28 protein-coding genes are annotated in these 26,466 nt (G+C 62.3%); 5 read left to right on the top strand and 23 right to left on the bottom strand.

Features of this window, described 5'->3' with window-relative positions; translation table 11 throughout:
- Positions 1-209 precede the first annotated feature (209 nt).
- The 3 genes from O7A60_RS30435 to O7A60_RS30425 all read right to left on the bottom strand — a co-directional run bounded on the left by O7A60_RS30435 (position 210) and on the right by O7A60_RS30425 (position 2,362).
- Positions 210-629 (bottom strand): hemin receptor, encoded by a 420-nt coding sequence (locus O7A60_RS30435; RefSeq protein WP_337109367.1) that lies wholly within the window; start codon positions 627-629, stop codon positions 210-212.
- A gap of 503 nt (positions 630-1,132) precedes the next feature.
- A complete protein-coding gene (locus O7A60_RS30430; protein ID WP_337109366.1) occupies positions 1,133-1,459 on the bottom strand; it encodes a hypothetical protein in 327 nt (108 codons plus the stop codon).
- 24 nt (positions 1,460-1,483) lie between these two features.
- Positions 1,484-2,362, bottom strand: coding sequence for an alpha/beta fold hydrolase (locus O7A60_RS30425; RefSeq protein ID WP_337109365.1), 879 nt, complete (start codon positions 2,360-2,362; stop codon positions 1,484-1,486).
- A gap of 264 nt (positions 2,363-2,626) precedes the next feature.
- Here O7A60_RS30425 and O7A60_RS30420 point away from each other — a divergent pair, with 264 nt between their 5' ends.
- Entirely contained in the window at positions 2,627-3,538 is a 912-nt protein-coding gene (locus tag O7A60_RS30420) for an agmatinase (RefSeq protein ID WP_337109364.1), read from the top strand.
- A 48-nt stretch (positions 3,539-3,586) separates the two neighbouring features.
- On the opposite strand, the gene O7A60_RS30415 is transcribed toward O7A60_RS30420, so the two are convergent.
- From O7A60_RS30415 to O7A60_RS30395, 5 genes are all read right to left on the bottom strand, one after another.
- Positions 3,587-4,471 carry an aldose 1-epimerase family protein gene (locus O7A60_RS30415; protein ID WP_337109363.1) on the bottom strand — a complete coding sequence of 295 codons (885 nt, stop codon included), beginning with the start codon at positions 4,469-4,471 and terminating at the stop codon, positions 3,587-3,589.
- Between the two features lie 200 nt (positions 4,472-4,671).
- A complete protein-coding gene (locus tag O7A60_RS30410; RefSeq protein ID WP_337109362.1) occupies positions 4,672-5,388 on the bottom strand; it encodes a Bax inhibitor-1/YccA family protein in 717 nt (238 codons plus the stop codon).
- A 24-nt stretch (positions 5,389-5,412) separates the two neighbouring features.
- A complete protein-coding gene (locus tag O7A60_RS30405; protein WP_337109361.1) occupies positions 5,413-6,186 on the bottom strand; it encodes an anti-sigma factor family protein in 774 nt (257 codons plus the stop codon).
- Positions 6,183-6,701: a sigma-70 family RNA polymerase sigma factor gene (locus tag O7A60_RS30400; RefSeq protein ID WP_337109360.1), complete on the bottom strand. Its 519-nt coding sequence runs from the start codon at positions 6,699-6,701 to the stop codon at positions 6,183-6,185. The genes O7A60_RS30405 and O7A60_RS30400 overlap by 4 nt, the downstream gene beginning before the upstream one ends.
- Positions 6,702-6,795: 94 nt before the next feature.
- Positions 6,796-7,389: a histidine phosphatase family protein gene (locus tag O7A60_RS30395; RefSeq protein WP_337109359.1), complete on the bottom strand. Its 594-nt coding sequence runs from the start codon at positions 7,387-7,389 to the stop codon at positions 6,796-6,798.
- Between the two features lie 130 nt (positions 7,390-7,519).
- Here O7A60_RS30395 and O7A60_RS30390 point away from each other — a divergent pair, with 130 nt between their 5' ends.
- A complete protein-coding gene (locus tag O7A60_RS30390; protein ID WP_337109369.1) occupies positions 7,520-8,704 on the top strand; it encodes an amino acid aminotransferase in 1,185 nt (394 codons plus the stop codon).
- An 89-nt stretch (positions 8,705-8,793) separates the two neighbouring features.
- On the top strand, positions 8,794-9,618 hold the full coding sequence (mazG, locus tag O7A60_RS30385; protein WP_337109358.1) for a nucleoside triphosphate pyrophosphohydrolase: 825 nt from the start codon (positions 8,794-8,796) through the stop codon (positions 9,616-9,618).
- A gap of 61 nt (positions 9,619-9,679) precedes the next feature.
- On the opposite strand, the gene hflX is transcribed toward mazG, so the two are convergent.
- The 8 genes from hflX to dusB all read right to left on the bottom strand — a co-directional run bounded on the left by hflX (position 9,680) and on the right by dusB (position 19,813).
- On the bottom strand, positions 9,680-11,071 hold the full coding sequence (gene hflX / locus O7A60_RS30380) for a GTPase HflX (RefSeq protein ID WP_337109357.1): 1,392 nt from the start codon (positions 11,069-11,071) through the stop codon (positions 9,680-9,682).
- Positions 11,072-11,317, bottom strand: coding sequence for an RNA chaperone Hfq (gene hfq / locus O7A60_RS30375; protein WP_006202172.1), 246 nt, complete (start codon positions 11,315-11,317; stop codon positions 11,072-11,074).
- A gap of 144 nt (positions 11,318-11,461) precedes the next feature.
- Positions 11,462-12,325 (bottom strand): D-amino-acid transaminase, encoded by an 864-nt coding sequence (locus tag O7A60_RS30370; protein ID WP_027142743.1) that lies wholly within the window; start codon positions 12,323-12,325, stop codon positions 11,462-11,464.
- A gap of 98 nt (positions 12,326-12,423) precedes the next feature.
- On the bottom strand, positions 12,424-13,785 hold the full coding sequence (ntrX, locus tag O7A60_RS30365) for a nitrogen assimilation response regulator NtrX (RefSeq protein WP_027142744.1): 1,362 nt from the start codon (positions 13,783-13,785) through the stop codon (positions 12,424-12,426).
- Positions 13,775-16,105 carry a sensor histidine kinase NtrY-like gene (locus O7A60_RS30360; RefSeq protein ID WP_415926875.1) on the bottom strand — a complete coding sequence of 777 codons (2,331 nt, stop codon included), beginning with the start codon at positions 16,103-16,105 and terminating at the stop codon, positions 13,775-13,777. The genes ntrX and O7A60_RS30360 overlap by 11 nt, the downstream gene beginning before the upstream one ends.
- A gap of 83 nt (positions 16,106-16,188) precedes the next feature.
- Positions 16,189-17,649 (bottom strand): nitrogen regulation protein NR(I), encoded by a 1,461-nt coding sequence (gene ntrC, locus O7A60_RS30355; RefSeq protein ID WP_027142746.1) that lies wholly within the window; start codon positions 17,647-17,649, stop codon positions 16,189-16,191.
- The gene (locus O7A60_RS30350) at positions 17,646-18,788 is read right to left on the bottom strand and encodes a two-component system sensor histidine kinase NtrB (RefSeq protein ID WP_337109356.1); all 1,143 of its coding nucleotides are present in this window, start codon (positions 18,786-18,788) and stop codon (positions 17,646-17,648) included. Before O7A60_RS30350 ends, ntrC begins: the two co-directional genes overlap by 4 nt.
- Positions 18,785-19,813: a tRNA dihydrouridine synthase DusB gene (gene dusB, locus O7A60_RS30345; RefSeq protein WP_337109355.1), complete on the bottom strand. Its 1,029-nt coding sequence runs from the start codon at positions 19,811-19,813 to the stop codon at positions 18,785-18,787. Before dusB ends, O7A60_RS30350 begins: the two co-directional genes overlap by 4 nt.
- A gap of 140 nt (positions 19,814-19,953) precedes the next feature.
- Between dusB and O7A60_RS30340 the strand changes: the two genes are divergently transcribed.
- Positions 19,954-21,183, top strand: coding sequence for a bifunctional 2-C-methyl-D-erythritol 4-phosphate cytidylyltransferase/2-C-methyl-D-erythritol 2,4-cyclodiphosphate synthase (locus O7A60_RS30340; protein WP_337109354.1), 1,230 nt, complete (start codon positions 19,954-19,956; stop codon positions 21,181-21,183).
- Entirely contained in the window at positions 21,180-21,689 is a 510-nt protein-coding gene (locus tag O7A60_RS30335; protein ID WP_337109353.1) for a CinA family protein, read from the top strand. The genes O7A60_RS30340 and O7A60_RS30335 overlap by 4 nt, the downstream gene beginning before the upstream one ends.
- Here the strand turns inward: O7A60_RS30335 and O7A60_RS30330 are convergent.
- The 7 genes from O7A60_RS30330 to O7A60_RS30300 all read right to left on the bottom strand — a co-directional run.
- Positions 21,665-22,123, bottom strand: a complete 459-nt coding sequence (locus O7A60_RS30330) for a type II toxin-antitoxin system RatA family toxin (RefSeq protein WP_140505269.1) — start codon at positions 22,121-22,123, stop codon at positions 21,665-21,667. The two genes, O7A60_RS30335 and O7A60_RS30330, sit on opposite strands and share 25 nt — an antisense overlap.
- Before the next feature lie 114 nt (positions 22,124-22,237).
- On the bottom strand, positions 22,238-23,203 hold the full coding sequence (lipA, locus tag O7A60_RS30325; protein WP_337109352.1) for a lipoyl synthase: 966 nt from the start codon (positions 23,201-23,203) through the stop codon (positions 22,238-22,240).
- A gap of 136 nt (positions 23,204-23,339) precedes the next feature.
- Positions 23,340-23,597, bottom strand: coding sequence for a GlsB/YeaQ/YmgE family stress response membrane protein (locus O7A60_RS30320; protein ID WP_027142753.1), 258 nt, complete (start codon positions 23,595-23,597; stop codon positions 23,340-23,342).
- 99 nt (positions 23,598-23,696) lie between these two features.
- A complete protein-coding gene (lpdA, locus tag O7A60_RS30315; RefSeq protein ID WP_337109351.1) occupies positions 23,697-25,160 on the bottom strand; it encodes a dihydrolipoyl dehydrogenase in 1,464 nt (487 codons plus the stop codon).
- 222 nt (positions 25,161-25,382) lie between these two features.
- Positions 25,383-26,018: an SGNH/GDSL hydrolase family protein gene (locus O7A60_RS30310; protein ID WP_337109350.1), complete on the bottom strand. Its 636-nt coding sequence runs from the start codon at positions 26,016-26,018 to the stop codon at positions 25,383-25,385.
- Between the two features lie 4 nt (positions 26,019-26,022).
- A complete protein-coding gene (locus O7A60_RS30305) occupies positions 26,023-26,364 on the bottom strand; it encodes a hypothetical protein (RefSeq protein WP_337109349.1) in 342 nt (113 codons plus the stop codon).
- 9 nt (positions 26,365-26,373) lie between these two features.
- Positions 26,374-26,466 (bottom strand): 2-oxo acid dehydrogenase subunit E2 (locus O7A60_RS30300; RefSeq protein WP_337109152.1); only part of this gene is annotated, 93 nt, incomplete at its 5' end.

Here is a 26,466-nt window from a genome sequence, read left to right as displayed (position 1 = left end):
TGCCCTCGCAAACGTAGGATGCGACATTTCTACTTTGCAGAGCGAGCGACATTTCTACATCGCCGCCACATGCGAGTTGGTGCAGGTTGATGGCTTGCACCATTGGTGGTTCGAGAACCGCGGTCACAAACGCGCCTTCCGTTATAGCTCGGCGAGAACAGGCGCTGGCGAGGCTGGAAGCTGCGCGCGCCAATGTGGGCGGCAGCCGTTTAATCTGTTCTGAAGTTCGAGATTTTCAGCGCCGTAGCATGTGCAATGAACGCTTCAATACTGGCCTTTGGGTAGCCAAGAAGAGTGCCTTCTAGCCTCGCCAAATCATTCGTCGTGAAGACGTCAAAGGCCGCCCCACTGCGGCACATTCGTGAGATCATCTGGCTAAGCTTACAGCGCCATTCCTCTGTTGGCAGGCAGTAGCGACGTTCCTCAATAGAGGTTTCAGGATCAATGTAGGAGAACTTGAGGATACGTCCATCATCGACAAAGGGTTTGAAAGGCGCATCACCGATATCTTCTGCATCCATACCAGGTTCTGCCGCGAACAACGCCATTGGTTTCTCGCCCTGAAGCATCATTTGCAGTTCGCGGCCATTATGCGGCCCAATTCCAGGCGGGGGTGTGCGTTTTGTCATGAGGTATCTCCAAATCCTCTGGTCGCTCCATCGTCGCAAGAAACACTTTTCTCAGCAATGCGCTAAGGTCGACAAAGGACGGGCCCTGCCCTTCGTTCCAGGTCGTTTACAGACTCTCAAAGCTAAGCGGGGAAGCTAGGCTGGACCGCATCCGATCGCGGCTGCGCAAACCGAACCAGCTGACGCCCGATCGGGCGATCATGTCGGCGCCAACAAAGCCGTTTCAGCGTCGATATGACATTTCTACTTGGCAGTAGATCGCGCCGCGCTGGCCGGCCAGTGTCGCATTTCTAACTTGCTGGCGGTGTCGCGTCTCTAAATCGCTTTGACATTGTCACAACGTGAGAAGCATCTCGAATCCATCTCCCAGCCCTGCTTTACAGCCCTGCCCTCCGAAGCAGACCGGCCCAAAAGCATCTGAGCGAACTCCGGCAGGCGCACGCCGCGCCGCGGCGGTGCCGCGCGACGCTCACTGTGCGTTCCGATATCCGCGGCCGGATGGATCAGCGGAGCCTCCGCCGGTCGAGCAGGATGCGATGGATCTGGATGCGCTCCGGCAGCTCGATCAGGAACTCCGGGTCGCGGTCGAGATGATGGACCTTGGTTGGCTCGCCCTTGGTGAAAGCCGTCATGGATTCGTGGTCGGGCCAGTACGAGATGGTGGTGAACCAGCTTTCCCCTTCGCGATCCTCGCGAAACAGCTGGACGCCCAGCGCGGTCTTCTCAAGCGGCGGAATGCCCTCGGCCCTCAAATAGACTTCGTAAGCGTCGCCCACATCAGGCCGGGTGCGGCCGCGCCAAGTGCGCGCGACTGTCGGCGTTGTCGTCATCGATCTTTCTCCTTTTGCACCTCTTCACAAACCTTGTGCTGAGCGATGGACGCGCGCGAGGAAGTCACGCACCAGCGGAAGTACGTCATCGAAATGGGTTTCCAGAAGCCAGTGGCCGGCGCCCTCCACGAGATGGAGTTCTGCTCCCGGCAGGTCGCGTTTGTAGGCTCGGGCCGATGCGGCCGGCATGTAGCCGTCTTCTGGCCCCCAGACGATGAGCGTCGGCGGCTGTCTTTCGCGCAAATAGGCCTGGTATCGCGGGAACCAGTCGAGATTCGCCTCCAGCTTCTCCATCAAGCCCACCGCCAGCCGCCGACGCAGCGGCGTATCCATGAGCGGCCAGTGGAGTTTCCATAGATCCGGTGGCATTCGCTCGGCCACGGCGTCAGCCACCTCACCGATAAACTCGTGCCGGAAACCCTCCTCGCTCACCGCCTCCTCCAGCGGACGATGCTTCTCAGGTGTTTTCTCGGTCCAATAGGCCTTGATAGCCGCATATTTCGGGCCGAGCACGTCTTCGTAGACGTCGCCGTTCTGAATGATCAACGCGGTGATGCGTTGCGGATGTGCGATGGCGTGGCGCAATCCGATCTGCGACCCGTAGTCGTGCAACCAGAGCGCATAGCGGGATAGACCGAGCGTATCCGCGAAAGCCGTCAGAAATCCTGCATAGGCATCGAAATCATAGCCGAATGCCGAGAAGTCGGGCGTCGCGCTGTAGCCAAAGCCCGGGAAATCCGGCGCAAAGGTACGCCAGCGATCGGCCAATGCCGGCATTAGCCTCCGAAATTGATAGGACGAGCAGGGATAGCCGTGCGGCAGCAGAAGCACCGGTGCGTCGGTCGGACCATCCTCGCGATAGAAAATGGTATTTCCGTCAACTTTCACTTGGCGGTGTCGCAACCTTGCCTCCTCGATAGAGCGTTCGAAGACGAGCGCATTGGGCTTCCAATACCTCTCGTCGTTTACGATGCTCGCGCTGGAAGGTTCCGTGCCAAACGGCGGTCAAGGAAAGATCGAAAGGGTCACCCGGCGCGGAACGCCGGGAATGAACCCAATGCAGGCCCAGCATGGGATCAAGATTTCGACGATGGAATCCGGCATACAAAGCAACTACCCTGCCCCAATCCGCTCATCATGCGTCGGCGGGACTGAAGGCGATCAGAAATGACCACTCGATCTTCCTTTCTGGGCTTGCCCGATCGCCTTGCCGATGGCAGGGCGCCCGGCGCAGTGATCTTCGGAGCTGGTCACGGCAGCACCTATCCCGGCAAAGACAGTGGCAGCCATGCCTTGGCCGCCGATGCCATCCGTGTTGCAAGCCAGGGTGATGCCGCGCTCATTGAGCATTGGGATTTCGATCTCGGCGGCCCGCTGTTCGACGGCAGGCCGATCTGCTGCGTCGACGCCGGCGACATCCTGACCACCATGCATGACAATGCCGGCAACCGCGCCCGGATCGAGGCGAAGACGCGCGAGGTCCTGTCATTGCCGGCCGTGCCCATCCTGCTCGGCGGAGACGATTCCGTGGTCATTCCCTTCCTCGCCGGCTTCGCGGATCACGGGCCTGTCTGGATCCTGCAGATCGACGCCCATATCGACTGGCGCGACGAGGTGCATGGCGAACGCTACGGCTACTCCAGCCCGATGCGTCGGGCGAGCGAGATGGCGCATGTCGCCGGCATGGTGCAGGTCGGACTGCGCAGCGTCGGCAGCGCACGCCTCACGGAGATCGAAGCGGCGCGGCACTATGGCAGCCGTTTCGTCACCGCGCGCGAGGTCCACACCCTGGGTGTCGAAGCGGCGCTCAGGCACATCCCGGAGGGAGCGCGGGTCGTCGTCACCCTGGACCTTGACAGCCTCGATCCCAGCATCATGCCGGGCGTAGCAGCGCGTACTCCCGGCGGCCTCACCTACACCCAGGTCATCGATCTCATTGCCGGCTTGGGCAAGTGGGCGAGGATCGCCGGATTCGATCTTGTGGAGTTCTATCCGCCAGCCGACATTGACGGCCTGTCGGCGCTGACCGCCGCGCGCCTCCTCGTCAATGTCATCGGCGCCGTGGTCCGGCAGGTTTGAAACCCGACCTGAGATCGAATACGGCCCCTGTCCGGCCTGCAGGAAACTTTACCGAGGCCCCTGCTCCAGCCTGATCCGGTAACTCAGCGAACGCTTCGCACCCGGCGCGATCAGCATCAGGCCGGGTTTGTCGGTGAACTCTCCGTCGAAATCCAGCGGGCTGGCCATGCCGTGCCAAGGCTCGATGCACAGGAACGGTGCGCCGCCGGGTTTGGACCAGATGCCCAGTTCCTGAAATCCCTGCCATGAGACCTCGATCGCCGGACCAGTCTCGGCGCCGTAGCGAACGCTGTTGCTGGCCGGCCGGTCCAGGATCACGGCGTCTTCGTCGAACAGCCGTTCGGAGAGCTCGACGATATTGCCTCTGACAGGCGTCGGCTGCGGTGTTGCTGTGAGCAGGCCATCCTTCAGCCGGCGGATCGGTGTTGGCTCGTCATCGGAAAAGGTCAGCCGATAATCCGTTTTGGCCAGATCCGGCAGCAGCGGCCAATTGAATGCCGGATGCGCCCCGATCGAGGCCGGCATCGGCTCGTCTCCGGAGTTGGTGACCTCCAATCCTATCCCGAGTTGGCCCTCGCCCAGCCTATAGGTCACGGCCAGGCGGAATGCGAACGGGTAGTGGGTTCGGGTTTCCGTGTCGTCGGTGAGCACCAGCGTACAGGATCGAGGCCCCCTCTGCGCCCACATAAACGGCTTGTCGCGGGCGAAGCCGTGTTGCGTCATCGGATAGGTCCGACCGCGATGGCGCAGTTGATCGCCCTTCAGCCGGCCGACGATCGGAAACAGCACCGGTGAATGGCGCCGCCAGGCCGGTCCGGCCTGCCACAGGAACTCAAATCCTTGCGCATCCCTTAGCGAAACCAGTTCGGCGCCTTGCCCGGCAATAGTCGCCGATATGCCGTCGCCATGAAGCGTCAGGCTGTCCTGTTCCATATGTCCTCGCGGTCAGTCTGGTGTGGCCGGCAGGCTAGCAAATGGCCAGGAGTGAACTCAAGGCGGCGGACGCAGCATTTCACACAGTCGCGATGAACTTCGATGGCGCCACGGGCCGGGCGCGATCTCAGATGAAAAAGTGGCCGGAGGTTTCCCTCCGGCCACGGCAAGATGCCAGCTGTTTCCTGCTACGGTTCGGATTATTCCCGCTCGCCGGTGAAATTCAGCAGCAACTGGAAGATGTTGATGAAGTTCAGATAGAGTGAGAACGCGCCGAAGACGGCGAGCTTCTGCCGCGACTCCGCATCGAAATTCTCCGCATACTGCTCCTTGATCGTCTGCGTGTCCCAGGCGGTCAGGCCGATGAACACGGCGATGCCGATCACCGAGATGGCGAACTGCAGCGCGGTCGAGCCGAGGAAGATGTTGACGATGCTGGCGATCACCACGCCGATCAGGCCCATGATCAGGAAGGACGAGAACTGGGTCAGGTCGCGCTTTGTCGTGTAGCCATAGAGGCTGGTGGCACCGAACATGGTCGCGGCGATGAAGAAGGTGCGCGCGATGCTGATTCCGGTGAAGACCAGGAACACCGAGGCCAGCGACAGGCCCATGACGGCACAGAAGGCCCAGAACATTGCCTGCGCGCTTGCCGCCGACATGGTCTGCATTTTGAACGAGAACAAGAGCACGAAAGCGAGCGGCGCCAGCATCACCACCCATTTCAGCGGGCTGGAAAAGATCGGCACATAGAGAGCCGGCGTCGACGACACCAGCAAGGCGACAAGGCCCGTAACCACCAGGCCGAGGCCCATATAATTGTAGACGCGCAGCATGTGCTGGCGCAGGCCCTCGTCATAGACGGCTCCGGTCCGGACGCCCGTGCCCACGCGGTATCCAAGATTGGGCGTATTCATTTTGAGGTCTCCTTTGTGGATGGGTCAGTAAAGCGTTCTGGCGAGCGTTTCGGCGGTGCGGTCGAGATCATGAACCCCGCTCTTCGCGACAACCGCGTAGGCGACATCGCCGATCTGGAAATAGGCCGAGGAGATATCGCCGGAGGGCGCGACGGTCGGTTTGACCACATCAAAAGTGCCCGGCCGGATCGCGAACAGCGACACCAGGCCCATCTCCTTCGTTTCAACCGCGATCTCGACGCTCGGGCCGAAGCGCGACGGATAGATCTGCACGTCGCGGACCTTCCAGTCCTTCGGCAGCGACGGCATGACGATGGCGGTGGCGGCGCGGATCTCGCCGGCATTGTAATTGGGCGCCTCGGCCTGCGAGGGCATGTTCTCGCGCAGCAGCGTCGTCCTGTGTGCCTGGACAGCCTCGTCGACATAGGCGGGCGGCTGCGGCGAAGCGACGACCTTTGTCACCGACATCGGCCCGACGATACCGTTGGCGAGCCAGCCGGCGGCAACGAAGGCGGTGACCGCTGCGGCGCGTTGCAGCACGCCGAAGATGCGGCCCCGGCCAAGTCCCCTCTCCAGCCGCCGCGCTGCATCGGCCGTCGCCGGCCGCGCCATGCCCTTGGAGCCGGCCAGCGCCACGCGCAGTTCGTCGCGGGTGCGCAGATCAGACATCACGCGCGCGGCCGCCTCCGGACGCGCGGACAGGAAAGCCTCGACCTCGATGCGGCGGGCGACATCAAGCTGGTCGTCGACATAGGCGTCGAGATCGGCGTCCGTAACCGGGTCGACAAGAGCGGTCATGAGTCACCTCCCACGATCCTGAGATGATTTTTGCCGCGCGCCGGCGCTTCTTCCATCTGGCGCAAGGCCGCGCGCGCCCGGCCGATACGCGACATCAGCGTGCCCAGCGGCACGCCACTGGCGTTGGCGGCCTGCTGATAGGAGAGCCCCTCGATGGCGACCAGATGCAGCGCCGAGCGCTGCTCTGCCGGCAGGCTGAAAAAGGCTTCGCGCACCTGCGCCAGGCGCACGGAATGTTCCTGCGGCGCCGGCGTGCTGCCGTCGGCCAGATATCCGGCTTGTTCGAGACGTGCCGCTTCCGAGCGGCGCGAACGCATGCGGTCGATGAAGGTGTTGTGGACGATCGACAGCAGCCATGCCCGCAGGTTGCCGCCGGAGCGGAAGGTGCCGCGACGCTCATAGGCGCGCACCAGCGCGTCATGCACGAGATCCTCGGCCTCGACGCCGTCGCGCGTCAGCGAGCGCGCGTAGCGCCGCAGCGACCCGAGCTGTCCTATGATGTCAAAGCGTGGCATCGACGGTTTCATGTCCTGTTTACGGAGCATGTGAGGGTTTTAATCCCGGGGGGGCCACTTTTCTTTGCTGGAGGATATCGCCGCGGCTCGCGTCTCAGCTCCCAAGCGGTTTTGCCGGTTTGAGAGCTGTTACGCCGCAGGCGCGCAGCATCCACCTGCGGCCATCGCTGCGAAAATCGGTGATGCTCAGCGGCTCGACGTCGATCTTCCAACTGGCGGCAAGCGGCGCGCTGAGAACATGCAGGATCGCTGTGCGGATGACGCTGGCATGCGTCACGGCGATCGTGTGACCACGTTCGGCGATCAATCGATCCATCAATCCAGCGGCCCGTTGGGCAACGTCGGCCAGCGATTCACCACCATAGGGGGCCGCATTCGGATCCGTGCGCCAGGCGGCGATCTCGTCCGGCTGTAGCGCCTGCACCTCGTCGAAGCTCTCGCCTGCCCATCGACCGTAGTTCTGGTCTGCCAGCATCGGATCGACAGACGCATCCAGCGATAGCGCCTCCGCGGTCTGACAGGCGCGAAGCGCCGGCGCTGTCCACACACGGTCGGCCCGACGCAGCGTCCCACTCATCGCCTTTGCCAATGCCCGCGATCGTGGCTCCAGCGGTTCATCCGAAGGAAACGATCCTTTCCGGGTCGCCGCCGTGGCGCCGGCGCAGATCATGGTCAGACGGACGAGCATGGAGCATGCTTTCTCTGAAGTTTGTGGAAGCTGCACCAACAGGTGCCGCCTTTCGCGTCGGCGCACCGAAACCTCTGGTGAAACCTGGCCAATTTGCGTATCACTCCGCCGCGCCAACGGAACCATAATGATGTTCGAAGACCTGCAGCCAGCTCCCGCCGACAAAATTCTTGCGCTGATCGGCCTCTATCGCGCCGATCCACGCCTTGGCAAGGTCGACCTCGGCGTCGGCGTCTATAAGGATCGCGACGGCAAGACGCCGGTCATGCGCGCCGTGCGCGAAGCCGAGAAGCGGCTGCTGGAGCGACAGGATACAAAGACCTATCTCGGCCTTGCCGGCGATACCGCTTTCAACACTGTGATGGCTAAGCTCGCCTTCGGTCCGGGTGCGGACCTGTCGCGCATCCGTGCGGCACAGGCGCCCGGCGGCTCCGGCGCGCTGCGGCTGGTGGCGGAACTGCTCAAGCGCACACGGTCGGACGCGACAGTCTGGGTCTCCGACCCGACCTGGCCGAACCATATGCCGGTGATGCGTGCCGCCGGCCTGCGGATTCGCGAATACCCCTATTTCGATGCGGCCTCGGGTGCGGTTCGTTTCGACGCCATGCTGGCTGCATTGCGGACGGCCGACAGCGGCGACGTGGTGCTGCTGCATGGCTGCTGCCACAACCCGACCGGCGCCAATCTGGATGCGGTTCAGTGGGAGGCCGTCACGGATCTGATCGTCGAGCGTGGCTTGCTGCCGTTTGTCGACATCGCCTATCAGGGCTTTGGTGACGGCCTCGAGGCCGACGCCCTCGGCTTGCGGCTGCTGGCCGCGAAAGTCCCGGAAATGGTCGTCGCGTCGAGCTGCTCGAAGAATTTCGCCGTCTACCGCGACCGTGTCGGCGCGGCGATGGTCCTGGCCAGGGACGGCGCGCAGGCAGACGTCGCGATGAGCCAGATGCTGTCGGCGGCGCGCGCTATGTATTCGATGCCGCCGGACCATGGCGCAGCCGCGGTGCGCATCGTGCTGGAGGACGCCACGCTGCGTGCCGACTGGGAAGCAGAGCTCGAAGAGATGCGCCTGCGTATGCTGAGGCTTAGGGTTGCGTTCGCCGAGGCGCTGCGCCGGCAATCCAACTCCGACCGTTTCGACTTCGTTGCCAGCCATCGCGGCATGTTCTCCCGGCTTGGCCTCACGGAAGCGCAGGTCGAACGGCTGCGCGCCGAGCACGCCGTCTACATGGTCGGCGACAGCCGCATCAACGTGGCCGGCCTGCCCGAGGACGGCATGGATGACCTCGCCAAGGCGGTCGTTTCCGTGCTCGACTGACGAAGCGGATGCGGTGCAATTGTGGACAAGGTCCCCTCGCCGGCTGACAGCGTTGGCAGCGCGGCGGTTCGCGCTGTAGCATCCGCTACATGACGCCATCGAAAGACATTTCACGCCTGATCGAGATCATGGCGGCGTTGCGCGCGCCGAAGACCGGCTGCCCGTGGGACATCGAGCAGAATTTCTCCACCATCGCCCCCTATACGATCGAAGAGGCCTATGAAGTGTCGGACGCCATCGCGCGCGGCGATCTCGACGACCTGCGCGACGAGCTTGGCGACCTCCTGCTGCAGGTCGTCTACCATGCCCAAATGGCGCAGGAGGCCGGTGAATTCGCGTTCCCTGACGTGGTCCAGGCCATCACAACCAAGATGATCCGCCGCCATCCGCACGTCTTTGGCGACGAGAAGGCTCGCAGCGCCGGCATGGCCAAGGGCATGTGGGAGAAGATCAAGGCGCAGGAGAAGGCCGAGAAGCGGCAAGCCCGCCTCGCGCGTGGCCTCGACCCGGAGGACAATGGCAAGGGATTCCTGGACAGTGTTCCGGTCGCGCTGCCCGCCTTGACGCGAGCCTTGAAGCTTCAGGAAAAGGCCGCCCGTGTCGGCTTCGACTGGAGCGAGGCTGCTCCCATCCTGGATAAAATCGAAGAAGAGATCGGGGAGCTGCGCGAGGCTCTGGCCAAGGGCGAAACGGCTGAGATCAAGGACGAGTTCGGCGACATGTTGTTTGCCGTCGTCAATCTCGGTCGTCACCTCAAGCTCGATTCGGAGGCGGCGCTGAGCGGAACGAACGAAAAATTCCGCTCGCGCTTTCACTATGTCGAGCAGGCCCTGGAAAAATCAGGCGGCTCGCTAGAGGAAGCTACCCTGGAGGAAATGGAAGCGCTCTGGCAGGACGCAAAAACCGCGAAGTAAGCCTATAGCTCGGCAATCCCAGACAAAAACCGCAATACACTTTCCCTGGAATTGCCGCGCCTTAGACGTTGTTTTTGCGGCGCAACCGGCTTTCGATCTCTTCACGGGCGCTTTGCGTGGCCTGGAGCGAGATGGTGGCGCTGCCATCGTCATTGTCGGTTCGCGAAACGACATCACCATTGCGGTAGAGCCAGTCGAGAAGCCCGAACTGGGCCGGCTCGATCGTCACCGTCAGATCTTGCAGCTCGCCGGCCATCCGCGTTTCGATGATCGCTTTCAGCGCATCGATGCCCTCGCCTGATACCGCCGATATTGCGATTGGCGGCTCCTTGCTGCCGTCGGCGCCGTCGGCGAGCAGCCGCTGCCTGTTGCCTTCGTCCAGCAGGTCGATCTTGTTCCAGACTTCGATCACGCGCTTGGTGTCGCTGGCGTCGACACCGAGGTCGGCGAGGATGCGCTCGACATCCTCGGCCTGCGCCGCCGTGTCGGGATCGGAAATGTCGCGCAGATGGAGGACGAGATCGGCCTCGACCACCTCTTCCAAGGTCGCCCGGAAAGCCGCGATCAGATGCGTCGGCAGGTCCGAGATGAAGCCCACCGTGTCGGAAAGAATAATCGGCGTGCCGTGCGGCAGGCGCACGCGGCGCAGCGTGGGATCAAGCGTGGCAAACAGCATGTCCTGCGCCAGCACCCCTGCTCCGGTCAGCTTGTTGAACAACGTCGACTTCCCGGCGTTGGTGTAGCCGACGATCGCCACCACTGAAAACGGCACCTTCTTGCGTTTGGCGCAATGCAGGTCGCGAGTGCGGCGCACGGTTTCCAGCTCATGCTTCAGCTTTATGATCTTTTCCTGCAACTGACGCCGATCGGATTCGATCTGCGTTTCACCGGGGCCGCCGAGGAAGCCGGCACCACCACGCTGACGCTCCAGGTGGGTCCAACTGCGCACCAGGCGGCCCTTCTGGTAGTTGAGATGGGCAAGCTCGACCTGCAGCGTGCCTTCCTTGGTGCGCGCCCGCTCGCCGAAGATCTCCAGGATCAACCCCGTGCGATCCAGCACCTTGGCGTTGAATTCCTTCTCGAGATTGCGCTGCTGCACCGGGGTCAGGGGATGGTCGACAATGACCACTTCCGCGTGACCCTCCTTCACGATTTGGCCGAACTCCTCGACCTTGCCGCTGCCGAGCAACGTCGCCGGACGTGGATCGTTGACGGTTACGACCGCTGTATGGATCAGATCAAGGTTGATGGCTCGGGCAAGGCCGACTGCTTCGTCGTGGCGCGCCTCGGCCGAGCGCGTCAGCCGGGGACGGCTCGTGTCATCGTCATTACGCGGTTGGCGGGTAAGCACAGGCACAATGACAACGGCCCGCGTCGGACCCTTGGCTTCCGTCCCGGGATGATGCGCTGGTTTTCCGCGAACCGTGCCGTCCGCGTCCTTCTCACGTGCCAATCAGGCGCCCTGGCTTTCCTCGCCATCGAACATCTGAACCGGCTGGCTCGGCATGATCGTGGAGATGGCGTGCTTGTAGACGAGCTGGGAGTGGCCGTCGCGGCGCAACAGGACGCAGAAGTTGTCGAAGGAAGTGACCACGCCGGTCAGCTTCACGCCGTTGATAAGGAAGATGGTGAGCGGGTTCTTGCTCTTGCGAACTGAATTCAGGAACAGGTCCTGAAGGTTTTGCGATCGTTCCGCCATTGTTTTTGTCTTTCGCCGATCCCCTTCGGTTTGCAGCCAATGCGCCAAATTAACGGGCACATGTCAAGCGCGCAAACACCCTCTTGCCGTCAGTAACGACAAGCAGAACGAGATATATTGATGTTCATTCCACCTGTGCGGTTATCAGGCTGGACTTTTTTCCGCAATGTCAAAAAAGGCCTGCCGCAACGAAAGTGTTATTGAGCCGGGGTGCCCATTGGCTATGGGATCACCGTCAATGGTCACGATTGGCATGGCAATAGTCGTCGCTGAACTGATGAATGCTTCGCGAGCCGTCTTGGCCTCGGCAACGGAAAATCCACGCTCCTCGATCTTCAGGCCAAGTTTCGCCGCGACTTCGAACATGGTGGTGCGCGTGATTCCGCGCAGAATGCCATGTTCGGCCGGCCTGGTGACCAGAACCCCATCCCTGGTAACGATCCAGGCGTTCGACGAGCCACCTTCCTTGACGTTGCCATCCGTGTCCACGAACCAGGCTTCCTGAGCGCCGGCCTCCTTGGCCTTCTGCTTGGCCAATACATTGGGCAGCAGCCCGGTGCTCTTGATGTCGACACGGTCCCAGCGGTTCTCGGGTACGGTAATGACGGCGATACCAGTCTCAGCCCGTTTCGTGCCGGCGGCAGGATCCGCCTTCCTGGCGGTCACCACCAAGGCCGGCTTCGTGTCCGCCGCCGGAAAGACGAAATCGCGGCTGGCGACACCGCGCGTTACCTGAACATAGACCAGACCGTTGACGACATGATTGCGGTTGACCACCTCGCGCAGGATCAGCGGCAACACATTGCGTGTCACCGGCCAGGTGATCGACAGTTCGGTCAGTGAGCGGTTCAGCCGGGCAAGGTGCCGCGGCATGTCGACGATGAAGCCGCGCGCCACCTCGCAGACCTCATAGACACCGTCGGCGAATTGATAGCCGCGATCCTCGATATGCACGGAAGCGTCGGCATGAGCGACGTAGCGCCCGTTGACATAGGCAATGCGCGGCATTGGCGACCCCTGGAAAATTCTCGGGCTTTCTTATGCGATTCCGTCGCCGCCGTAACCGGCAAATGCTTGGCCCAGGCGCGTCTGACGGACGCCGCGCGTCAGACGCCCAGCGACTTCAGCTTGCGATGCAAGGCGGAGCGCTCCATGCCGATGAACTCGGCCGTCTTCGAGATGTTGCCGCCGAACCGGTTGATCTGGGCGATCAAGTAGTCCTTTTCGAACTGTTCTCGTGCCTCGCGCAGCGGAAGCGCCATAATGTGCTGGTCCGACTGGTTGGGCGTGCGCGGCATGACATCGCCGATTTCGGACGGCAGCAGATCCGCGGTGATCGGCGCGTCGACGTCCTCGCCGCGCGCCAGGATCATCAGCCGCTCGACATTGTTGCGCAGCTGACGCACGTTGCCCGGCCAATTGTGCGCCTGCAGCACGGCCAGCGCATCGTCGCCGATACGGCGCGGCTTGATGCCGGCCTGGCGGGCGATCTGCTTCATGAAATTGTCGACGAGATAGGGAATGTCCTCGCGCCGCTCGGCCAGCCCCGGCACCATGACCGGAACTACGGCGAGACGGTGGTAAAGATCCTCGCGGAAACGCCCGTCGGCGATCATCGCCTCCAAGTTCTGCGAGGTCGAGGAAATGATGCGGACATCGACCTTGACCCGCTTTGTGCCGCCCACCCGCTCGAACTGCTGTTCGACCAGAACGCGCAAAATCTTGTTCTGCGTCTCGCGCGGCATGTCGGCCACTTCGTCGATGTAAAGAATGCCGCGATGGGCTTCCTCCAGCGCTCCCACCTTGCGTTCGACGCCGTTCGATTCTGTGCCGAACAGTTCGATCTCCATGCGTTCGGGCGTGATGTTGGCGGCGCTCAGCGTCACGAACGGCGCGCCCTTGCGGGTCGACAGCGTATGGATGGCGCGGGCCGCCAGTTCCTTGCCCGAGCCCGAGGGACCAATGATCATCACGCGGCTGTTGGTCGGCGCGACGCGCTCGATGGTCTGGCGCAACTGGCTCATCGCCGACGACATGCCGATCAGGTCGAAGGTCTCGCCGCTGCGCAGCTTGAGGTCGGAAACCTCGCGGCGCAATTTCGAGGTCTCGAGCGCACGTTCGGCAATGAGGATCAGCCTGTCGGCCTTGAACGGCTTCTCGATGAAATCATACGCGCCGCGACGGATGGCGGAAACCGCGGTTTCGATGTTGCCGTGGCCTGAAATCATCACCACGGGCAGGTTCGGGTGCATGGTCTTGATCTCGTCGAGCAACGCCAATCCGTCCAGGCGCGAGCCTTGCAGCCAGATGTCCAGGAAGATCAGCCTCGGCGCTCGATCCGCGATGGCCGCCAGTGCGCTGTCGGCATCGAATGCCGTGCGGGTTTCGTGACCCTCGTCGCTCAGGATGCCTGCGACGAGTTCCCGGATGTCTTCCTCGTCATCGACGATGAGAATATCAGACGCCATTATCGACCTTTTCAGTTTCTCTTTCGTGGTCCGCCCTGCTTTCGCCGCGCGGCAGCGCAGCGGCCGCGGGCGGCAGGATGATGCTGATCATCGCGCCGCGCCCGCCGTGGAAATCAGCAGGTGCATCATGGAGCTCCAGCCTGCCGCCATGGTCCTCCACGATCTTCTTGACGATAGCGAGACCAAGCCCGGTGCCTTTTTCACGTGTGGTCATATAAGGCTCCAGCAACCGTTGGCGATTCTCACGCGGCAGGCCTTTGCCGTTGTCGATGACGTCGATGCGAATCGCGCCATTCTGACGCCCGGCTTGAATCCGGATTATGCCGTGCGAACCGTCCTTCTGTTCCAGCCCGTCGATCGCTTCGGCCGCATTCTTGATCACATTGCCGAAGGCCTGGGCCATCAACCGGCTGTCGAAAGTGCCCTTGAGCGGCTCATTGCCGAATGTCCGCTCGAACGTGATATCGGCGCGGCTGACTTCGACCAGGAAGGAAGCTTCGCGCAGTGATTCGCGCAGGTCGATGGCCTTCATCTCGGGCTTTGGCATGCGCGCGAAAGCCGAGAACTCGTCGACCATGCGGCCGATGTCCTCCACCTGCCGGATGATGGTGTCGGTACACTGGTCGAAAACTTCGCGGTCTTCGGTGATGACCTTGCCATAGCGGCGCTTGATACGCTCGGCGGAAAGCTGGATCGGGGTCAGTGGATTCTTGATCTCGTGGGCGATGCGCCGCGCCACGTCGGCCCAGGCGGATGAACGCTGGGCCTGAACCAGATCAGTGATGTCATCCACCGTCACGACATAGGATTTTTCCTCAGAGCCGTCGTCGCCGGCCTCGATGGTGACCTGCACATTGAAGGTCCGTTCGGCGCCGGCGCGATAGAAAGTCACCTGCTCGCGGTAGACCGGCTTGCCGGACTTGCGGCCGATCTCGAAGACACGGCCGACATGCGGCAGGAGCGCGGAAAGGTTTTGCCCAAGTGCCGCGCTGGCGGAAATGGCCAGCATCGATTCGGCAGATCGGTTGACGATGGTAACGATGCCGTAAGGGTCGACGCCGATGACGCCGGCGGTAACACCGGCAAGCACGGCTTCCGAAAAGCGCCGCCTCTCGTCGATCAGGTCCTTCGCCGACAGGATCTCGTTGCGCTGTGATTTGAGCTCCAGCAGCATCTTGTTGAAGGTATCGCCGAGCGAGGCGACATCGCCATCGGACGGCCGCACCGGCACCGCGACATCGAGATTGCCGGTCGCGACTTCGTCGGCGGCGCCGATCAGCTGGCGGATTGGCCGCACCAGCCGGTCGGCGACGGCTATGCCGGTCCAGATCGCCGACAGGATAATGATCAGGGTCAGCGACAGGTAGGGCAGCGCAAATGCCACTTGCGAGGTGCGCCTGTTGTCCTCGAGATTGCGATACTCGTCGGTGTTGGACCTGACGATCTGCCGCGCCTTGATCACCTCTGGGTCGACCAGACGGATGGTGTAGAGATAGAGGCCCTCGATCTCACGCAACTTGACGATGGCGCCCATAATGTTGCGCGTGCGCGGCTCAATCAGCACCGGCTTGCCGTCGGTGGCAGTGGCAACCGCGCCCTCCGGCGGTTCCGGCATGGCGAAATCGGCATCGGTCTTGGCGCTCATGACGAAGGAGCCGTCGGGCTTGATCAGCGCGGCGTGCGCCAGCGAGCGGCCTACGGCTTCCTTGTTCATGAGATCGAGAAAGCCGGTGCGATCGAGGCCATAAAGCGAGCGGGAGGCATCGAGATCGTAGGCCATCGACAACGTCGTGCCCTGCAGGTTGCGCGCGTTCTCCTGCACATAGGCGTCGGCGATCGACAATGAAGAATTGACGATTGTCTTGGTGCGAATCTCGAACCAGCGATCAAGGCCGATATCGAGTGTGATCGAGGCGATGATCGCCACCATGATGGCGGGAATGGCAGCAACCAGCGCGAACATGGCAACGATGCGCACATGCAGGCGCGAAGCCGCCTTGCCATGGCGGCGGGCCATGACGATGCGATGCACCTCGCGCCCGACCAGCGCAATCAGGAAGATCACGAAGGCGGCGTTGAGTGCGATCAGCGCCCAGGTTGCCTTGGCGTCCGGCGCAATCGGCGTCGCTCCGACCAGTATGGCGAACGAAATAGCCGCCATGGCCAGGGCGCCGACGACCGCGATCACGCCGGGCAGCGCCAGCAGCCGGCGTCCGTCGCGCGCGCCGGGTTCGCTGAAAAGCGGTTGGTTGAGTACAGGTGTCTGCGGAGCCATGTCGCCGTGTAGAGCCAGTGATTGCATCCGATCTATGCAACGCATTGTGGCGATTATGCAACAAGTGTGACGGCGACGGGACTCTTTCCCCGTTCGGTCCCCTGAAAAGATCGTGTGCCGGCGCCGGCTCAGGTCTGGCGGGATGACTTATAGACGTTGACGCCCAATTCGCGAATCTTCTTGCGCAAGGTGTTACGGTTGAGGCCCAAGAGCTCCGCGGCCTTGATCTGGTTGCCGCGGGTTGCCGTCATCGAAGCCAGCACCAACGGATATTCGACTTCGGACAGAATGCGCTCGTAGAGACCGGCGGGCGGCAATTCGCCCGCGAAGGAAGCGAAATAGCGCTGCAGGAAGTGCTCCACTGCCTGGCCAATGGAAAGATCGTCGGGAATGAGGTTGCCGGCGCCTGGTACCACCGGGCGCTCACCTGTCTTGAGCTCCGCCTCGATGATCTCGGCGGAAATCTCGTCCTGCGAATAAAGCGCGGCGAGCCTGCGAACGAGGTTTTCCAGCTCGCGCACATTGCCTGGCCACGGATAGCGCTTCATCAGTTCGATGCCGCCGGAAGAGATACGCTTGGTCTGCAGCCCCTCCATTTCGCCAAGCTTGAAGAAATGGCGCACCAGATCGGGCACATCCTCGGAGCGCTCGCGCAGCGCCGGCAACCTGAGCGGCACGACGTTGAGGCGATAGAAAAGGTCTTCACGGAAGAGGCCCTGATTGATCAGCGTGCGCAGGTCCTTGTTGGTGGCAGCGACGATGCGCACATCGGTCTTGATCGGCGTGCGGCCGCCGACCGTCGTGTACTCGCCCTGCTGCAGGACGCGCAGCAGGCGCGTCTGCGCCTCCATCGGCATGTCGCCGATCTCGTCGAGGAACAGCGTGCCGCCCTCTGCCTGCTCGAAGCGGCCGGTCGAGCGGTTCTGCGCGCCGGTGAACGCGCCCTTCTCGTGGCCGAACAATTCCGATTCGATCAGGTCGCGCGGGATCGCCGCCATGTTGATGGCAACGAATGGACCGCCACGGCGGCGTCCATACTCATGCAGCGCGCGCGCCACCAGTTCCTTGCCGGTGCCCGATTCGCCCGAGATCATCACCGTCAGGTCGGTCTGCATCATGCGCGCCAGCATGCGGTAGATGTCCTGCATGGCGGCCGAACGGCCGACCAGCGGCATCGTCTCGGGCTGCTCTTCTTGCCGAGCATCGATCTTCGGCCGCCGGGGCTCGGATAGCGCGCGATTGACGATGTTGAGGAGTTCGGTCAGGTCGAAGGGCTTCGGCAGATATTCGTAGGCGCCTGTCTCGGAAGCGCGGATCGCCGTCATGAAGGTGTTCTGGGCGCTCATGACGATGACGGGTAGCTCCGGCCGCGCCTTCTTGATGCGCGGCAGCATGTCGAAAGCGTTCTCGTCCGGCATCACGACGTCGGTGATGACGAGGTCACCCTCGCCTGCCGCCACCCAACGCCACAGGGTCGAGGCGTTGGAGGTGACGCGCACCTCGTGACCGACACGCGACAGGGCCTGATTGAGTACGGTGCGGATCGCCGCATCGTCGTCGGCGACGAGAATATTGCCGCGAACCGTCATTTGCGGTCTCCTTCGCCGTCTTGATCGGCGCCCAGCGCCGTTTCTTTCCAGGCCGGCATCAGGACCCGGAACGTTGTCGCGCGCGGCGTCGAATCGCATTCGATGATGCCGCCATGTTCGCCGACGATCTTGGCCACCAGCGCCAGCCCCAGCCCCGAGCCGTTCGGCTTGGTGGTGATGAAGGGATCGAACAGGATCGGCAGGATATCTTCCGAGACGCCGGACCCATTGTCGCGCACGCAGAACTCCAGCGGCAGCGATACGCGGTCCTGCGTGCCCGGGACCGAAACCCGAATACCGGGCCGGAAGGCGGTGGACAGCACGATTTCGCCCTGCGGATCGCTGCCGATTGCCTCGGCGGCGTTCTTGATCAGGTTGAGGAACACCTGGATCAGCTGGTCGCGGTTGGCGAATACCGGAGGCAATGAAGGATCATAATCCTCCAATATCTTGATTTTCTTCGCGAAACCATTCTTTGCGATCGCTTTCACATGATCGAGCACGACGTGGATGTTAACGGGATAGCGATCGATCGGCCGCTCGTCGGAAAACACCTCCATACGGTCTACCAGTGACACGATGCGGTCCGTCTCGTCGGTAATCAGCCGCGTCAGCGCGCGATCCTCATCGGATGCGGACAGTTCGAGCAGCTGGGCAGCACCCCTGATACCGGAGAGCGGGTTCTTGATCTCATGCGCGAGCATCGCCGCCAGGCCGGTCACCGAGCGCGCGGCGCCGCGATGCGTCATCTGCCGGTCGATCTTGTCGGCCATCGACCGCTCCTGGAACATGACGACGACGGAGCCCGGAAATTCCGGCACCGGCGCGACATAGAGATCGACGACCTTTTCGATGCCGAGGCGCGGTGACGAGACGTCGACCCGATACTCGTTGACGGGCGCGCGGCGCTCGCGCACCTGGGCGACCAGCGTCAGCAACGGGCTGCCGAAGGGTATGAGCTTGGACAGGGTGTTGCGCGCCAGCATGGTCGCGCTGGAGCGAAAGAAATCCTCGGCATCGGCGTTGGCGAAGGTGATGAAGCCTTCCTCGCTGAGCATGATCACCGGGCGGCGGATCGTGTTCAGCACGATCTGGGCGGCATCGGCCATTTCGGTGCCCTGGCCAGCGGTGGCGGTCATGCGGCGCTCCGCAGGTTCAAGGTTTGCGGATCGCGCGAAAACACATCGCGCAGCAAGGTAATGACGCGAGCCGGCTCGGGTGCGGTCATTATCGCTTTTCTACTCTCGCCAGCGACACCGCCGGCATGTCGATCGAGATACCAGCCCAGATGCTTGCGCGCCTGCCGCAGGCCGCTCTCGATGCCGTAAAGAGCCAGCATGTCCTCGTAATGGGCGACGACATAGTCGGCGAGCCCTTGCGGGGTCTCGGGAATGCCGGATGAAAATGTCCCGCCGGCAGCCGCAGCGATGCTGCCGGCGACCCACGGCGCGCCGTAATGGGCGCGGCCGACCATCACTGCGTCGGCGCCGGATTGTTCGAGAATGACCGAGGCTTCAGCCTGGGAGCAGACATCGCCATTGGCGACGACCGGGATGGAAACGGCCTCCTTGACGCGAGCGATGGCGCGCCAATCCGCCTTGCCCTGATAGAACTGGCAGCGTGTACGACCATGAACCGTGACCATCCTGACGCCCGCCAGCTCGGCACGGCGGGCCAGCACGGGAGCGTTAAGTGCGGCGTCGTCCCAACCCAGTCGCATCTTGACCGTCACCGGCACCTTGACGGCGGCGACCACGGCCTCGATCAGTGAGAGCGCGTGGTCGAGGTCCAGCATCAATGCCGAGCCGGCATAGCCACCGGTGACCTTCTTGGCCGGACAGCCCATATTGATGTCGATGATGTCGGCGCCCTCGCCGGCGGCGATCCGTGCGCCTTCAGCCATATGCATGGCTTCGCGGCCGGCAAGCTGCACCATATGGACGGGCAGGCCGGAATGACGTATGCGCAGGTCGCAGCCGGCCCTGCCCTTAGCGAGTTCGCCGCTGGCCACCATTTCGGACACGACCAGGCCGGCGCCATGAGCATGGGCGCGTTGTCTGAACGCCTCGTCCGTAATCCCGGACATCGGCGCGAGGAAGACGCGGTTGCGGATTCTCACGCCGCCGACGTCGAGAGGCGCGGCCAATCTGATCAAGTTAACCATGCACAAAAACCAAGCATGTCCATTCGTTGCACATTCTCTAGCCAGATCGAGAGAAATGTGCAACGCGGAATGACGCCACATTAAGGCGCAATTGGGAAAATGCTGGCCTTCGGCCTTAGCCGCGACTAGGACCAGACTGAATGACTGGCGCAACTGAAAATCAGGCTCCGGATCCGGGTGGCAAAGTCGCGGTGGTTATCGTCGCGGCCGGTCGCGGCGCGCGTGCCGGACAGACTGATGGTCCCAAGCAATATCAACGAATTGGCGGACGTGCCGTCATCGCTCGTGTGATCGACATTTTTCTGGCGCACCCGCTTATCGGCCGGATCGTCGTGGCCATTCATGCCGAGGACCAGGAGCTTTTTCGGCAAGCGGTCGGCACCGATGCCGATCGGGTGACGGCAATCGCCGGAGGCGCGACCAGACAGGATTCGGTTCGGCTCGGGCTGCAGGCGCTAAGAAGCTACGCGCCGGACAAGGTCCTCATCCACGACGCCGCGCGCCCCTTTGTCGACATGGATCTGATCGACCGCACCATCGCGGCCATCGGCGAGGGCGAAGGCGCGCTTCCCGCCTTGCCCGTTGCCGACACGCTGAAACGCGAATCGGCCACCGGCATGGTAGGCGAAACAGTCCCCAGGAGCGGGCTGCACGCGGCCCAAACGCCGCAAGGCTTTCCCTTCCTCGCGATCATGACGATGCATGAGGAAGCCTATAACAGAGGCAAAACCGACTTTACCGACGACGCGTCGATCGCTGAATGGATGCAAATGCCGGTGAAGCTCGTTCCCGGCTCGCCGGACAATGTCAAACTCACATGGGCACGGGATATCGCCATGGCGCACCAGCGGCTTTCCAGCGAGCGGGCACACTTTCCCGACATCCGCACCGGCAATGGCTATGACGTCCATGCCTTCGAGCCCGGCAACCATGTCACGCTCTGCGGCGTCGCCATTCCGCACGACAGAAAATTGTCGGGCCATTCCGACGCCGATGTCGGCCTGCATGCCCTGACCGACGCGCTGCTGGCGACTTGCGGGGCCGGCGACATCGGCACGCACTTCCCGCCGTCCGATCCGCAGTGGAAAGGCGCTGCGTCGCGGATATTCGTCGAATATGCGGCAAGACTGGTGCGCGAGCGCGGCGGGCGCATCGCCAATGCCGACATCACGCTGATCTGCGAGGCGCCGCGTGTCGGCCCGCACCGCGAGGCGATGACGGCGGTCCTTTCCCAGATGCTGGGCATTTCCGCCGACCGCATCTCGATCAAGGCGACAACCAACGAGAAGCTCGGCTTCGTCGGCCGCGAGGAAGGCATCGCGGCGATCGCAACCGCCAGCGTAGTGTTTCCCGGCGAGGTTCCGGAATGACCAACAGCGATCTGGCAATCGCCCTGTTTGAGGCCTGCCGGGAGCGCGGTATCATGCTGGCGACCGCGGAAAGCTGCACCGGCGGCATGATCATTGCCGCGCTGACCGACATTGCCGGTTCTTCGGCCGTGGTCGATCGCGGCTTCATCACCTATTCCAATGAAGCCAAGATGGACATGCTCGGCGTGCACGCCGCCACGCTTGACGCCCATGGCGCGGTTTCTCGCGAGACAGCGATCGAAATGGCAGCCGGCGCGCTCGCCCATTCGCGTGCCGGGCTGACCCTGGCCGTCACCGGCATTGCCGGTCCGGGTGGCGGTTCTAGGGAAAAGCCGGTCGGGCTGGTCTGGTTCGGCGTTGCGGTGAACGGCCAGCCCGTGACGGCTGAACGCAAGCTGTTTGCCGACAATGGCCGTGACTTCATCCGCCGGGAAACGGTCAACCATGCACTCGAGCTCGGCTTGCAGGCGCTTGGCGCGAGTCAGGCCGCCGGTGTCTTGCCGTAGATGACGTCGGCGCGTTTTTCGAAAGCCTCGGCGAACATGCGAAAGGCACGGTCGAACATCGTGCCCATCAGCGCACCCAGGATGCGGCTCTTGAATTCATAGTCGATGAAGAAGCGCACGGTGCAGCCGGCACCGTCCGGCTCGAAACGCCAGACATTGCTCAGATATTTGAACGGGCCATCAATGTATTTCACATCGATTGCGTTGTCTTCGGGCTTGAGCAGCACCTGCGTCGTGAAGGTCTCCCGGATCGCCTTGTAGCCGATGCTCATATCGGCCACGAGGATGGTGCGTCCGTCACGCTCCTTGCGCGAGCGGACCGTCAGCGCTTCGCAAAGCGGCAGGAATTGCGGGTATGTCTCGATGTCGGCGACCAGCGCGAACATCTGCTCAGGCGTGTGGGCGACGCGGCGGGTGGCTTCGAATTTCGGCATGAAACCGGCCCTAAAGCGCGTCGCGTCGAAACGGAGTCATGCGTCGCGCTTCAGAGTCTTTGTCTTTATGCACGTCGTTCTCCCAAAACCGAGGTCACTTTTGGGCGACATGCATTAGAGCGCTTTCATGAGTAGCGCTTCGCGCGCCGCGCGCAGCCGGGCGAAATCGTCGCCGGCGTGATGCGACGAGCGCGTCAGCGGGCTCGATGCCACCAGCAGGAAACCCTTGGTCTTGCCGATCGTCTCGAAGGATTTGAATTCCTCGGGCGTGACGAAACGGATCACCGGATGGTGCTTTTTCGACGGCTGCAGGTATTGGCCGATGGTCATGAAGTCGACATTGGCCGAGCGCAGATCATCCATCAACTGCAGGATTTCATTCCGCTCCTCGCCAAGACCCACCATGATGCCGGACTTGGTGAAAATCGACGGATCGAGTTCCTTGACCCGCTGCAGCAGCCGGATCGAGTGGAAATAGCGGGCGCCCGGCCGGACCTTCAGATAGTTCGACGGCACGGTTTCGAGATTGTGGTTGAAGACGTCGGGCCTGGCCGCCACGACGATCTCCAGCGCCCCGTCCTTGCGCAGGAAATCCGGCGTCAGGATTTCGATCGTCGTCAGAGGCGTTGCCGCCCGAATCTCACGGATGACATCGGCGAAGTGCTGCGCACCGCCATCGGCGAGATCGTCGCGGTCGACCGAGGTGATGACGACATGGGTAAGGCCCATCTGCTTGACGGCATGCGCGACGCGGGCCGGCTCGTCGGGATCGAGCGCGGTCGGGATACCGGTGGCGACATTGCAGAAGGCGCAAGCGCGTGTGCAGATCTCGCCCATGATCATGAAGGTGGCGTGCTTCTTTTCCCAGCACTCACCGATATTCGGGCACCCGGCCTCTTCGCATACGGTCACCAGCTTGTGCGATTTCACGATCTCGCGTGTCTCGGCATAACCTTTCGAGACCGGCGCCTTGACGCGGATCCAGTCCGGCTTGCGCAACACCTCCTGGTCGGGCTTGTGCGCCTTCTCGGGATGCCGCAGCCGCGGCGCGTTGGCGATCGTGTCGAGGACAGTGACCATCTGAACCCTGGCTTTTCTCGCGACCGCCCGTCGGCGATCGTCACTTTCACGTCATCTAGGACTTTTCAACACAAAGAAAAAGGCGGCAGCGGCGCATGCCGCCACAACCGTTTTAGCATAGCCGGAGCGATATCGATTAACGGCGCACCAGACGACCGACCCAGATCAGCAGGCAGGCACCGATAAAGCCGGTGATCAGATAGGCGGTCCAGCCGACGCCGAACACGCCGATGTTGAGCGCCTGCAGGATGGCATTCAGCACCACAGCGCCAACGATGCCCATGATAATATTCATGAATATGCCGGTGTTGCTCTTCATGACCATTTCGGCCAACCAGCCTGCCAGGCCGCCGATGATGATGGCTGCGATCCAGCCCACGCCGTTCAAGTGCATATGCCTTCTCCTTGCGCGAGTAAAAATGCATCCGGAAACGAACTGCCTCGCCGTCGCAATCTCGCGACTTTCGAAGCTGAGTCTCCTGCGGCGAATCTATCATGCGTTCAAGGCGCGGCCATAGGCGTCGAGCACGCTTTCCTTCATCATCTCCGACAGCGTCGGATGCGGGAAGATCGTGTGCATCAGCTCTTCCTCGGTCGTTTCGAGGTTCATCGCCACGACAAAGCCCTGGATCAATTCGGTGACTTCGGCGCCGACCATATGCGCGCCAAGCAACTGACCGGTCTTCTTGTCGAAGATGGTCTTGATGAAGCCTTGGTCCTCGCCAAGCGCGATCGCCTTGCCGTTGGCGGCGAACTGGAAGCGGCCGACGCGGATGTCCTTGCCTTCGGCCTTGGCCTTGGCTTCCGTCAGGCCAACCGAGGCGACCTGCGGATTGCAGTAGGTGCAACCGGGGATCTTGAGCTTGTCTATGGCGTGAACACCGGGGAAATTCGCGATCTTCTCGACGCACACGACGCCCTCGTGCTCGGCCTTGTGGGCAAGCATCGGCGGGCCGGCGACATCGCCGATGGCGTAAATGCCAGGCACATTGGTCTTGCCGTAACCGTCGATGACGACGCAACCGCGATCGGTCTTCACGCCGAGTGCTTCAAGGCCGAGGCCCTCGATATTGCCCTGGACGCCGACGGCCGAGATCATGCGGTCGGCTGATACCTTCTCGATCTTGCCGTCCTTCATCTCGACATGCGCGGTGACCGAGTTCACCCCCTTCTCGACCTTGGTCACCTTGGCTTCGAGGATGATCTTCATGCCTTGCTTCTCGAACTGCCTTTGCGCGAACTTCGAGACTTCGGCGTCTTCGACAGGCATCACCGCCGGCAGCAGTTCGACGACTGTCACGTCCGCGCCCATGGTGCGGTAGAAGGAGGCGAATTCGATGCCGATGGCGCCCGAACCCATCACCAGCAGCGACTTCGGCATCTCCTTGGGCACCATGGCTTCGAAATAGGTCCAGATCAGCTTGCCATCCGGCTCGATGCCGGGCAGTGCGCGCGGCCGGGCGCCGGTCGCCAGGATGATGTGCTTGGCGGCGTAGGTGCCCTCGCCCTTGACGCCTTTCGGCACCGGCGGCTGCGGTTCCATCGGCTTCTTGGCCGTCTTGGAAACAACGATCTCACCCAATTTATCACCGGAAGGAGGCCTCGATAGCTTGGCCTCACCCCAGATAACGTCGACCTTGTTCTTCTTCATCAGGAAGGCAACGCCGCCATTGAGCCGCAGTGACACTTTCCGCGACCGATCGACCACTGCCGCCGTGTCGGCGCTGACCTTGCCGTCGAGCTTCAGGCCATAGTCCTTCAGGTGATCCGAATAGTGCATGATCTCGGCCGAACGCAGCAGCGCCTTGGTCGGGATGCAACCCCAGTTCAGGCAGATGCCGCCGAGATGCTCGCGCTCGACGATCGCCGTCTTGAAGCCGAGCTGGGCGGAACGCACCGCCGTGACATAGCCGCCGGGACCGGAGCCGATGATGATGACGTCATAGGATTCAGACATTTTATGGTCCTTTTTGAAGCGAGGCTTCACCGAAAGAAGGCTTTGGTATCGACCATGGCTCGTGACTCAGCATTGGAGGCCTGAAAGCTGGCTCATGCATCAGGATCGAAAGGGCATCGAAAACCCAGAGTGCCAGAAATGTGTAGCCTATAAGGCGTCGACTTCGACTGCCTTGCCAATGCACGGCCAACCAAAAGCCAATAATCAGCAAGGCATTGACTATCATGTCGCTAACATCACACGCACGACTGGCGTCAGTGCCTCACCGATGTTTCGCGTGTTTTCGGCGTCGAGGTGGACACCGTCGAGCGGTGTGGTTTGCGCCACGGTGGCTGCATCGAAGAAGCCGCAGCCGGCTTCGTCGGCAAGCGTCGAATACTGCCCTGCGAGCTGCGCCGAGGCGTCATCGCCGCCGGCAAACATCTCCTTGAAATCGGCATTCTCGGTGCGGCTTACAACAGGTGGCGAAACGATCAGTATCTGCGGCGCCGGCCAGTCGAACGGATAGTCGTGGCCACGCACGATGTCGATCAGCCGCTGGATGCCTTGCTTGGCCGCAACCGGGTTGCCATGGATCCATGGCTTCATGTCGTTGGCGCCGAGCATGAGGACGATCAGGTCGATCGGCGCATGCGTCGTCAGCACCGTCGGCAGCAGCCGCGCACCGTTGCGGTCGGCTCCGGCCAGATGATCGTCGAAGGCGGTGGTGCGGCCGTTGAGGCCGTCGGCGATGACCTGAACGCCTTCGCCGAGGCCAGTTTGCAGCACACTTGGCCAGCGATCCTCGAGCGCATGACGCCCACCTTCGGCATTATAACCCCATGTCAGCGAGTCGCCGTAACAAAGAACCGTCTTCATCCGTTCAACCCGCCTTTATGTCGGCCACACCGCGCTTCACGCGCCAGCGCACGAACAACCAATGGATGATGATCGTCACCAGGCCCGGCAGACCGAGACCGGCAACCACCGGCATGTCTTTCCTGACCACCGCGGCGCTGCTGTCGTTGTAGAGGATCAGCGCGACCAAGAGGAGGAGCAGCGCCACAAATACAATCAGCGTCCACTTTCCCGCCGTCGCCACGGCCGCGACCGGATCGTTCGTCAATTGCGCGACGAAGAAGACGAAGGTGACGACAAAAGTCACCAGCACCGAGAACATGAAGACGATGATGTATTCTTCCTCGGCGCCGGTGGCGACGGCCAACCATCCTTCCTACACCAGCATGCCCATCGGGTTTTCGATCAGCTTCTTGAAGGCGACCAGCAGTTCGGCCCCCAGGGCTCCGTCGACGGCGCGATGGTCGGT

Origin of the sequence: Mesorhizobium salmacidum (SeqCode) (assembly GCF_037179605.1) — a bacterium.
Classification (GTDB): Bacteria; Pseudomonadota; Alphaproteobacteria; order Rhizobiales; family Rhizobiaceae; genus Mesorhizobium; species Mesorhizobium salmacidum.
Note: the sequence above shows the minus strand (reverse complement) of the source record. Positions and strands in the feature narration are given on the sequence as shown.

What these genes read in the sequence shown, in the direction of transcription:
- lipA (WP_337109352.1), bottom strand. Translation starts at nt 23,203, where the DNA reads ATGGTCACTGTCCTCGACACGATCGCCAACGCGCCGCGGCTGCGGCAT.
- O7A60_RS30320 (WP_027142753.1), bottom strand. Translation starts at nt 23,597, where the DNA reads ATGCACTTGAACGGCGTGGGCTGGATCGCAGCCATCATCATCGGCGGC.
- O7A60_RS30420 (WP_337109364.1), top strand. Translation starts at nt 2,627, where the DNA reads ATGACCACTCGATCTTCCTTTCTGGGCTTGCCCGATCGCCTTGCCGAT.
- O7A60_RS30390 (WP_337109369.1), top strand. Translation starts at nt 7,520, where the DNA reads ATGTTCGAAGACCTGCAGCCAGCTCCCGCCGACAAAATTCTTGCGCTG.
- O7A60_RS30410 (WP_337109362.1), bottom strand. Translation starts at nt 5,388, where the DNA reads ATGAATACGCCCAATCTTGGATACCGCGTGGGCACGGGCGTCCGGACC.
- O7A60_RS30310 (WP_337109350.1), bottom strand. Translation starts at nt 26,018, where the DNA reads ATGAAGACGGTTCTTTGTTACGGCGACTCGCTGACATGGGGTTATAAT.
- O7A60_RS30340 (WP_337109354.1), top strand. Translation starts at nt 19,954, where the DNA reads ATGACTGGCGCAACTGAAAATCAGGCTCCGGATCCGGGTGGCAAAGTC.
- O7A60_RS30370 (WP_027142743.1), bottom strand. Translation starts at nt 12,325, where the DNA reads ATGCCGCGCATTGCCTATGTCAACGGGCGCTACGTCGCTCATGCCGAC.
- O7A60_RS30400 (WP_337109360.1), bottom strand. Translation starts at nt 6,701, where the DNA reads ATGCCACGCTTTGACATCATAGGACAGCTCGGGTCGCTGCGGCGCTAC.
- O7A60_RS30405 (WP_337109361.1), bottom strand. Translation starts at nt 6,186, where the DNA reads ATGACCGCTCTTGTCGACCCGGTTACGGACGCCGATCTCGACGCCTAT.
- O7A60_RS30330 (WP_140505269.1), bottom strand. Translation starts at nt 22,123, where the DNA reads ATGCCGAAATTCGAAGCCACCCGCCGCGTCGCCCACACGCCTGAGCAG.
- O7A60_RS30430 (WP_337109366.1), bottom strand. Translation starts at nt 1,459, where the DNA reads ATGACGACAACGCCGACAGTCGCGCGCACTTGGCGCGGCCGCACCCGG.
- O7A60_RS30435 (WP_337109367.1), bottom strand. Translation starts at nt 629, where the DNA reads ATGACAAAACGCACACCCCCGCCTGGAATTGGGCCGCATAATGGCCGC.
- ntrX (WP_027142744.1), bottom strand. Translation starts at nt 13,785, where the DNA reads ATGGCGTCTGATATTCTCATCGTCGATGACGAGGAAGACATCCGGGAA.
- mazG (WP_337109358.1), top strand. Translation starts at nt 8,794, where the DNA reads ATGACGCCATCGAAAGACATTTCACGCCTGATCGAGATCATGGCGGCG.
- O7A60_RS30360 (WP_415926875.1), bottom strand. Translation starts at nt 16,105, where the DNA reads ATGCGTTGCATAGATCGGATGCAATCACTGGCTCTACACGGCGACATG.
- ntrC (WP_027142746.1), bottom strand. Translation starts at nt 17,649, where the DNA reads ATGACGGTTCGCGGCAATATTCTCGTCGCCGACGACGATGCGGCGATC.
- lpdA (WP_337109351.1), bottom strand. Translation starts at nt 25,160, where the DNA reads ATGTCTGAATCCTATGACGTCATCATCATCGGCTCCGGTCCCGGCGGC.
- hfq (WP_006202172.1), bottom strand. Translation starts at nt 11,317, where the DNA reads ATGGCGGAACGATCGCAAAACCTTCAGGACCTGTTCCTGAATTCAGTT.
- O7A60_RS30335 (WP_337109353.1), top strand. Translation starts at nt 21,180, where the DNA reads ATGACCAACAGCGATCTGGCAATCGCCCTGTTTGAGGCCTGCCGGGAG.
- dusB (WP_337109355.1), bottom strand. Translation starts at nt 19,813, where the DNA reads ATGGTTAACTTGATCAGATTGGCCGCGCCTCTCGACGTCGGCGGCGTG.
- O7A60_RS30350 (WP_337109356.1), bottom strand. Translation starts at nt 18,788, where the DNA reads ATGACCGCCACCGCTGGCCAGGGCACCGAAATGGCCGATGCCGCCCAG.
- O7A60_RS30415 (WP_337109363.1), bottom strand. Translation starts at nt 4,471, where the DNA reads ATGGAACAGGACAGCCTGACGCTTCATGGCGACGGCATATCGGCGACT.
- O7A60_RS30395 (WP_337109359.1), bottom strand. Translation starts at nt 7,389, where the DNA reads ATGCTCGTCCGTCTGACCATGATCTGCGCCGGCGCCACGGCGGCGACC.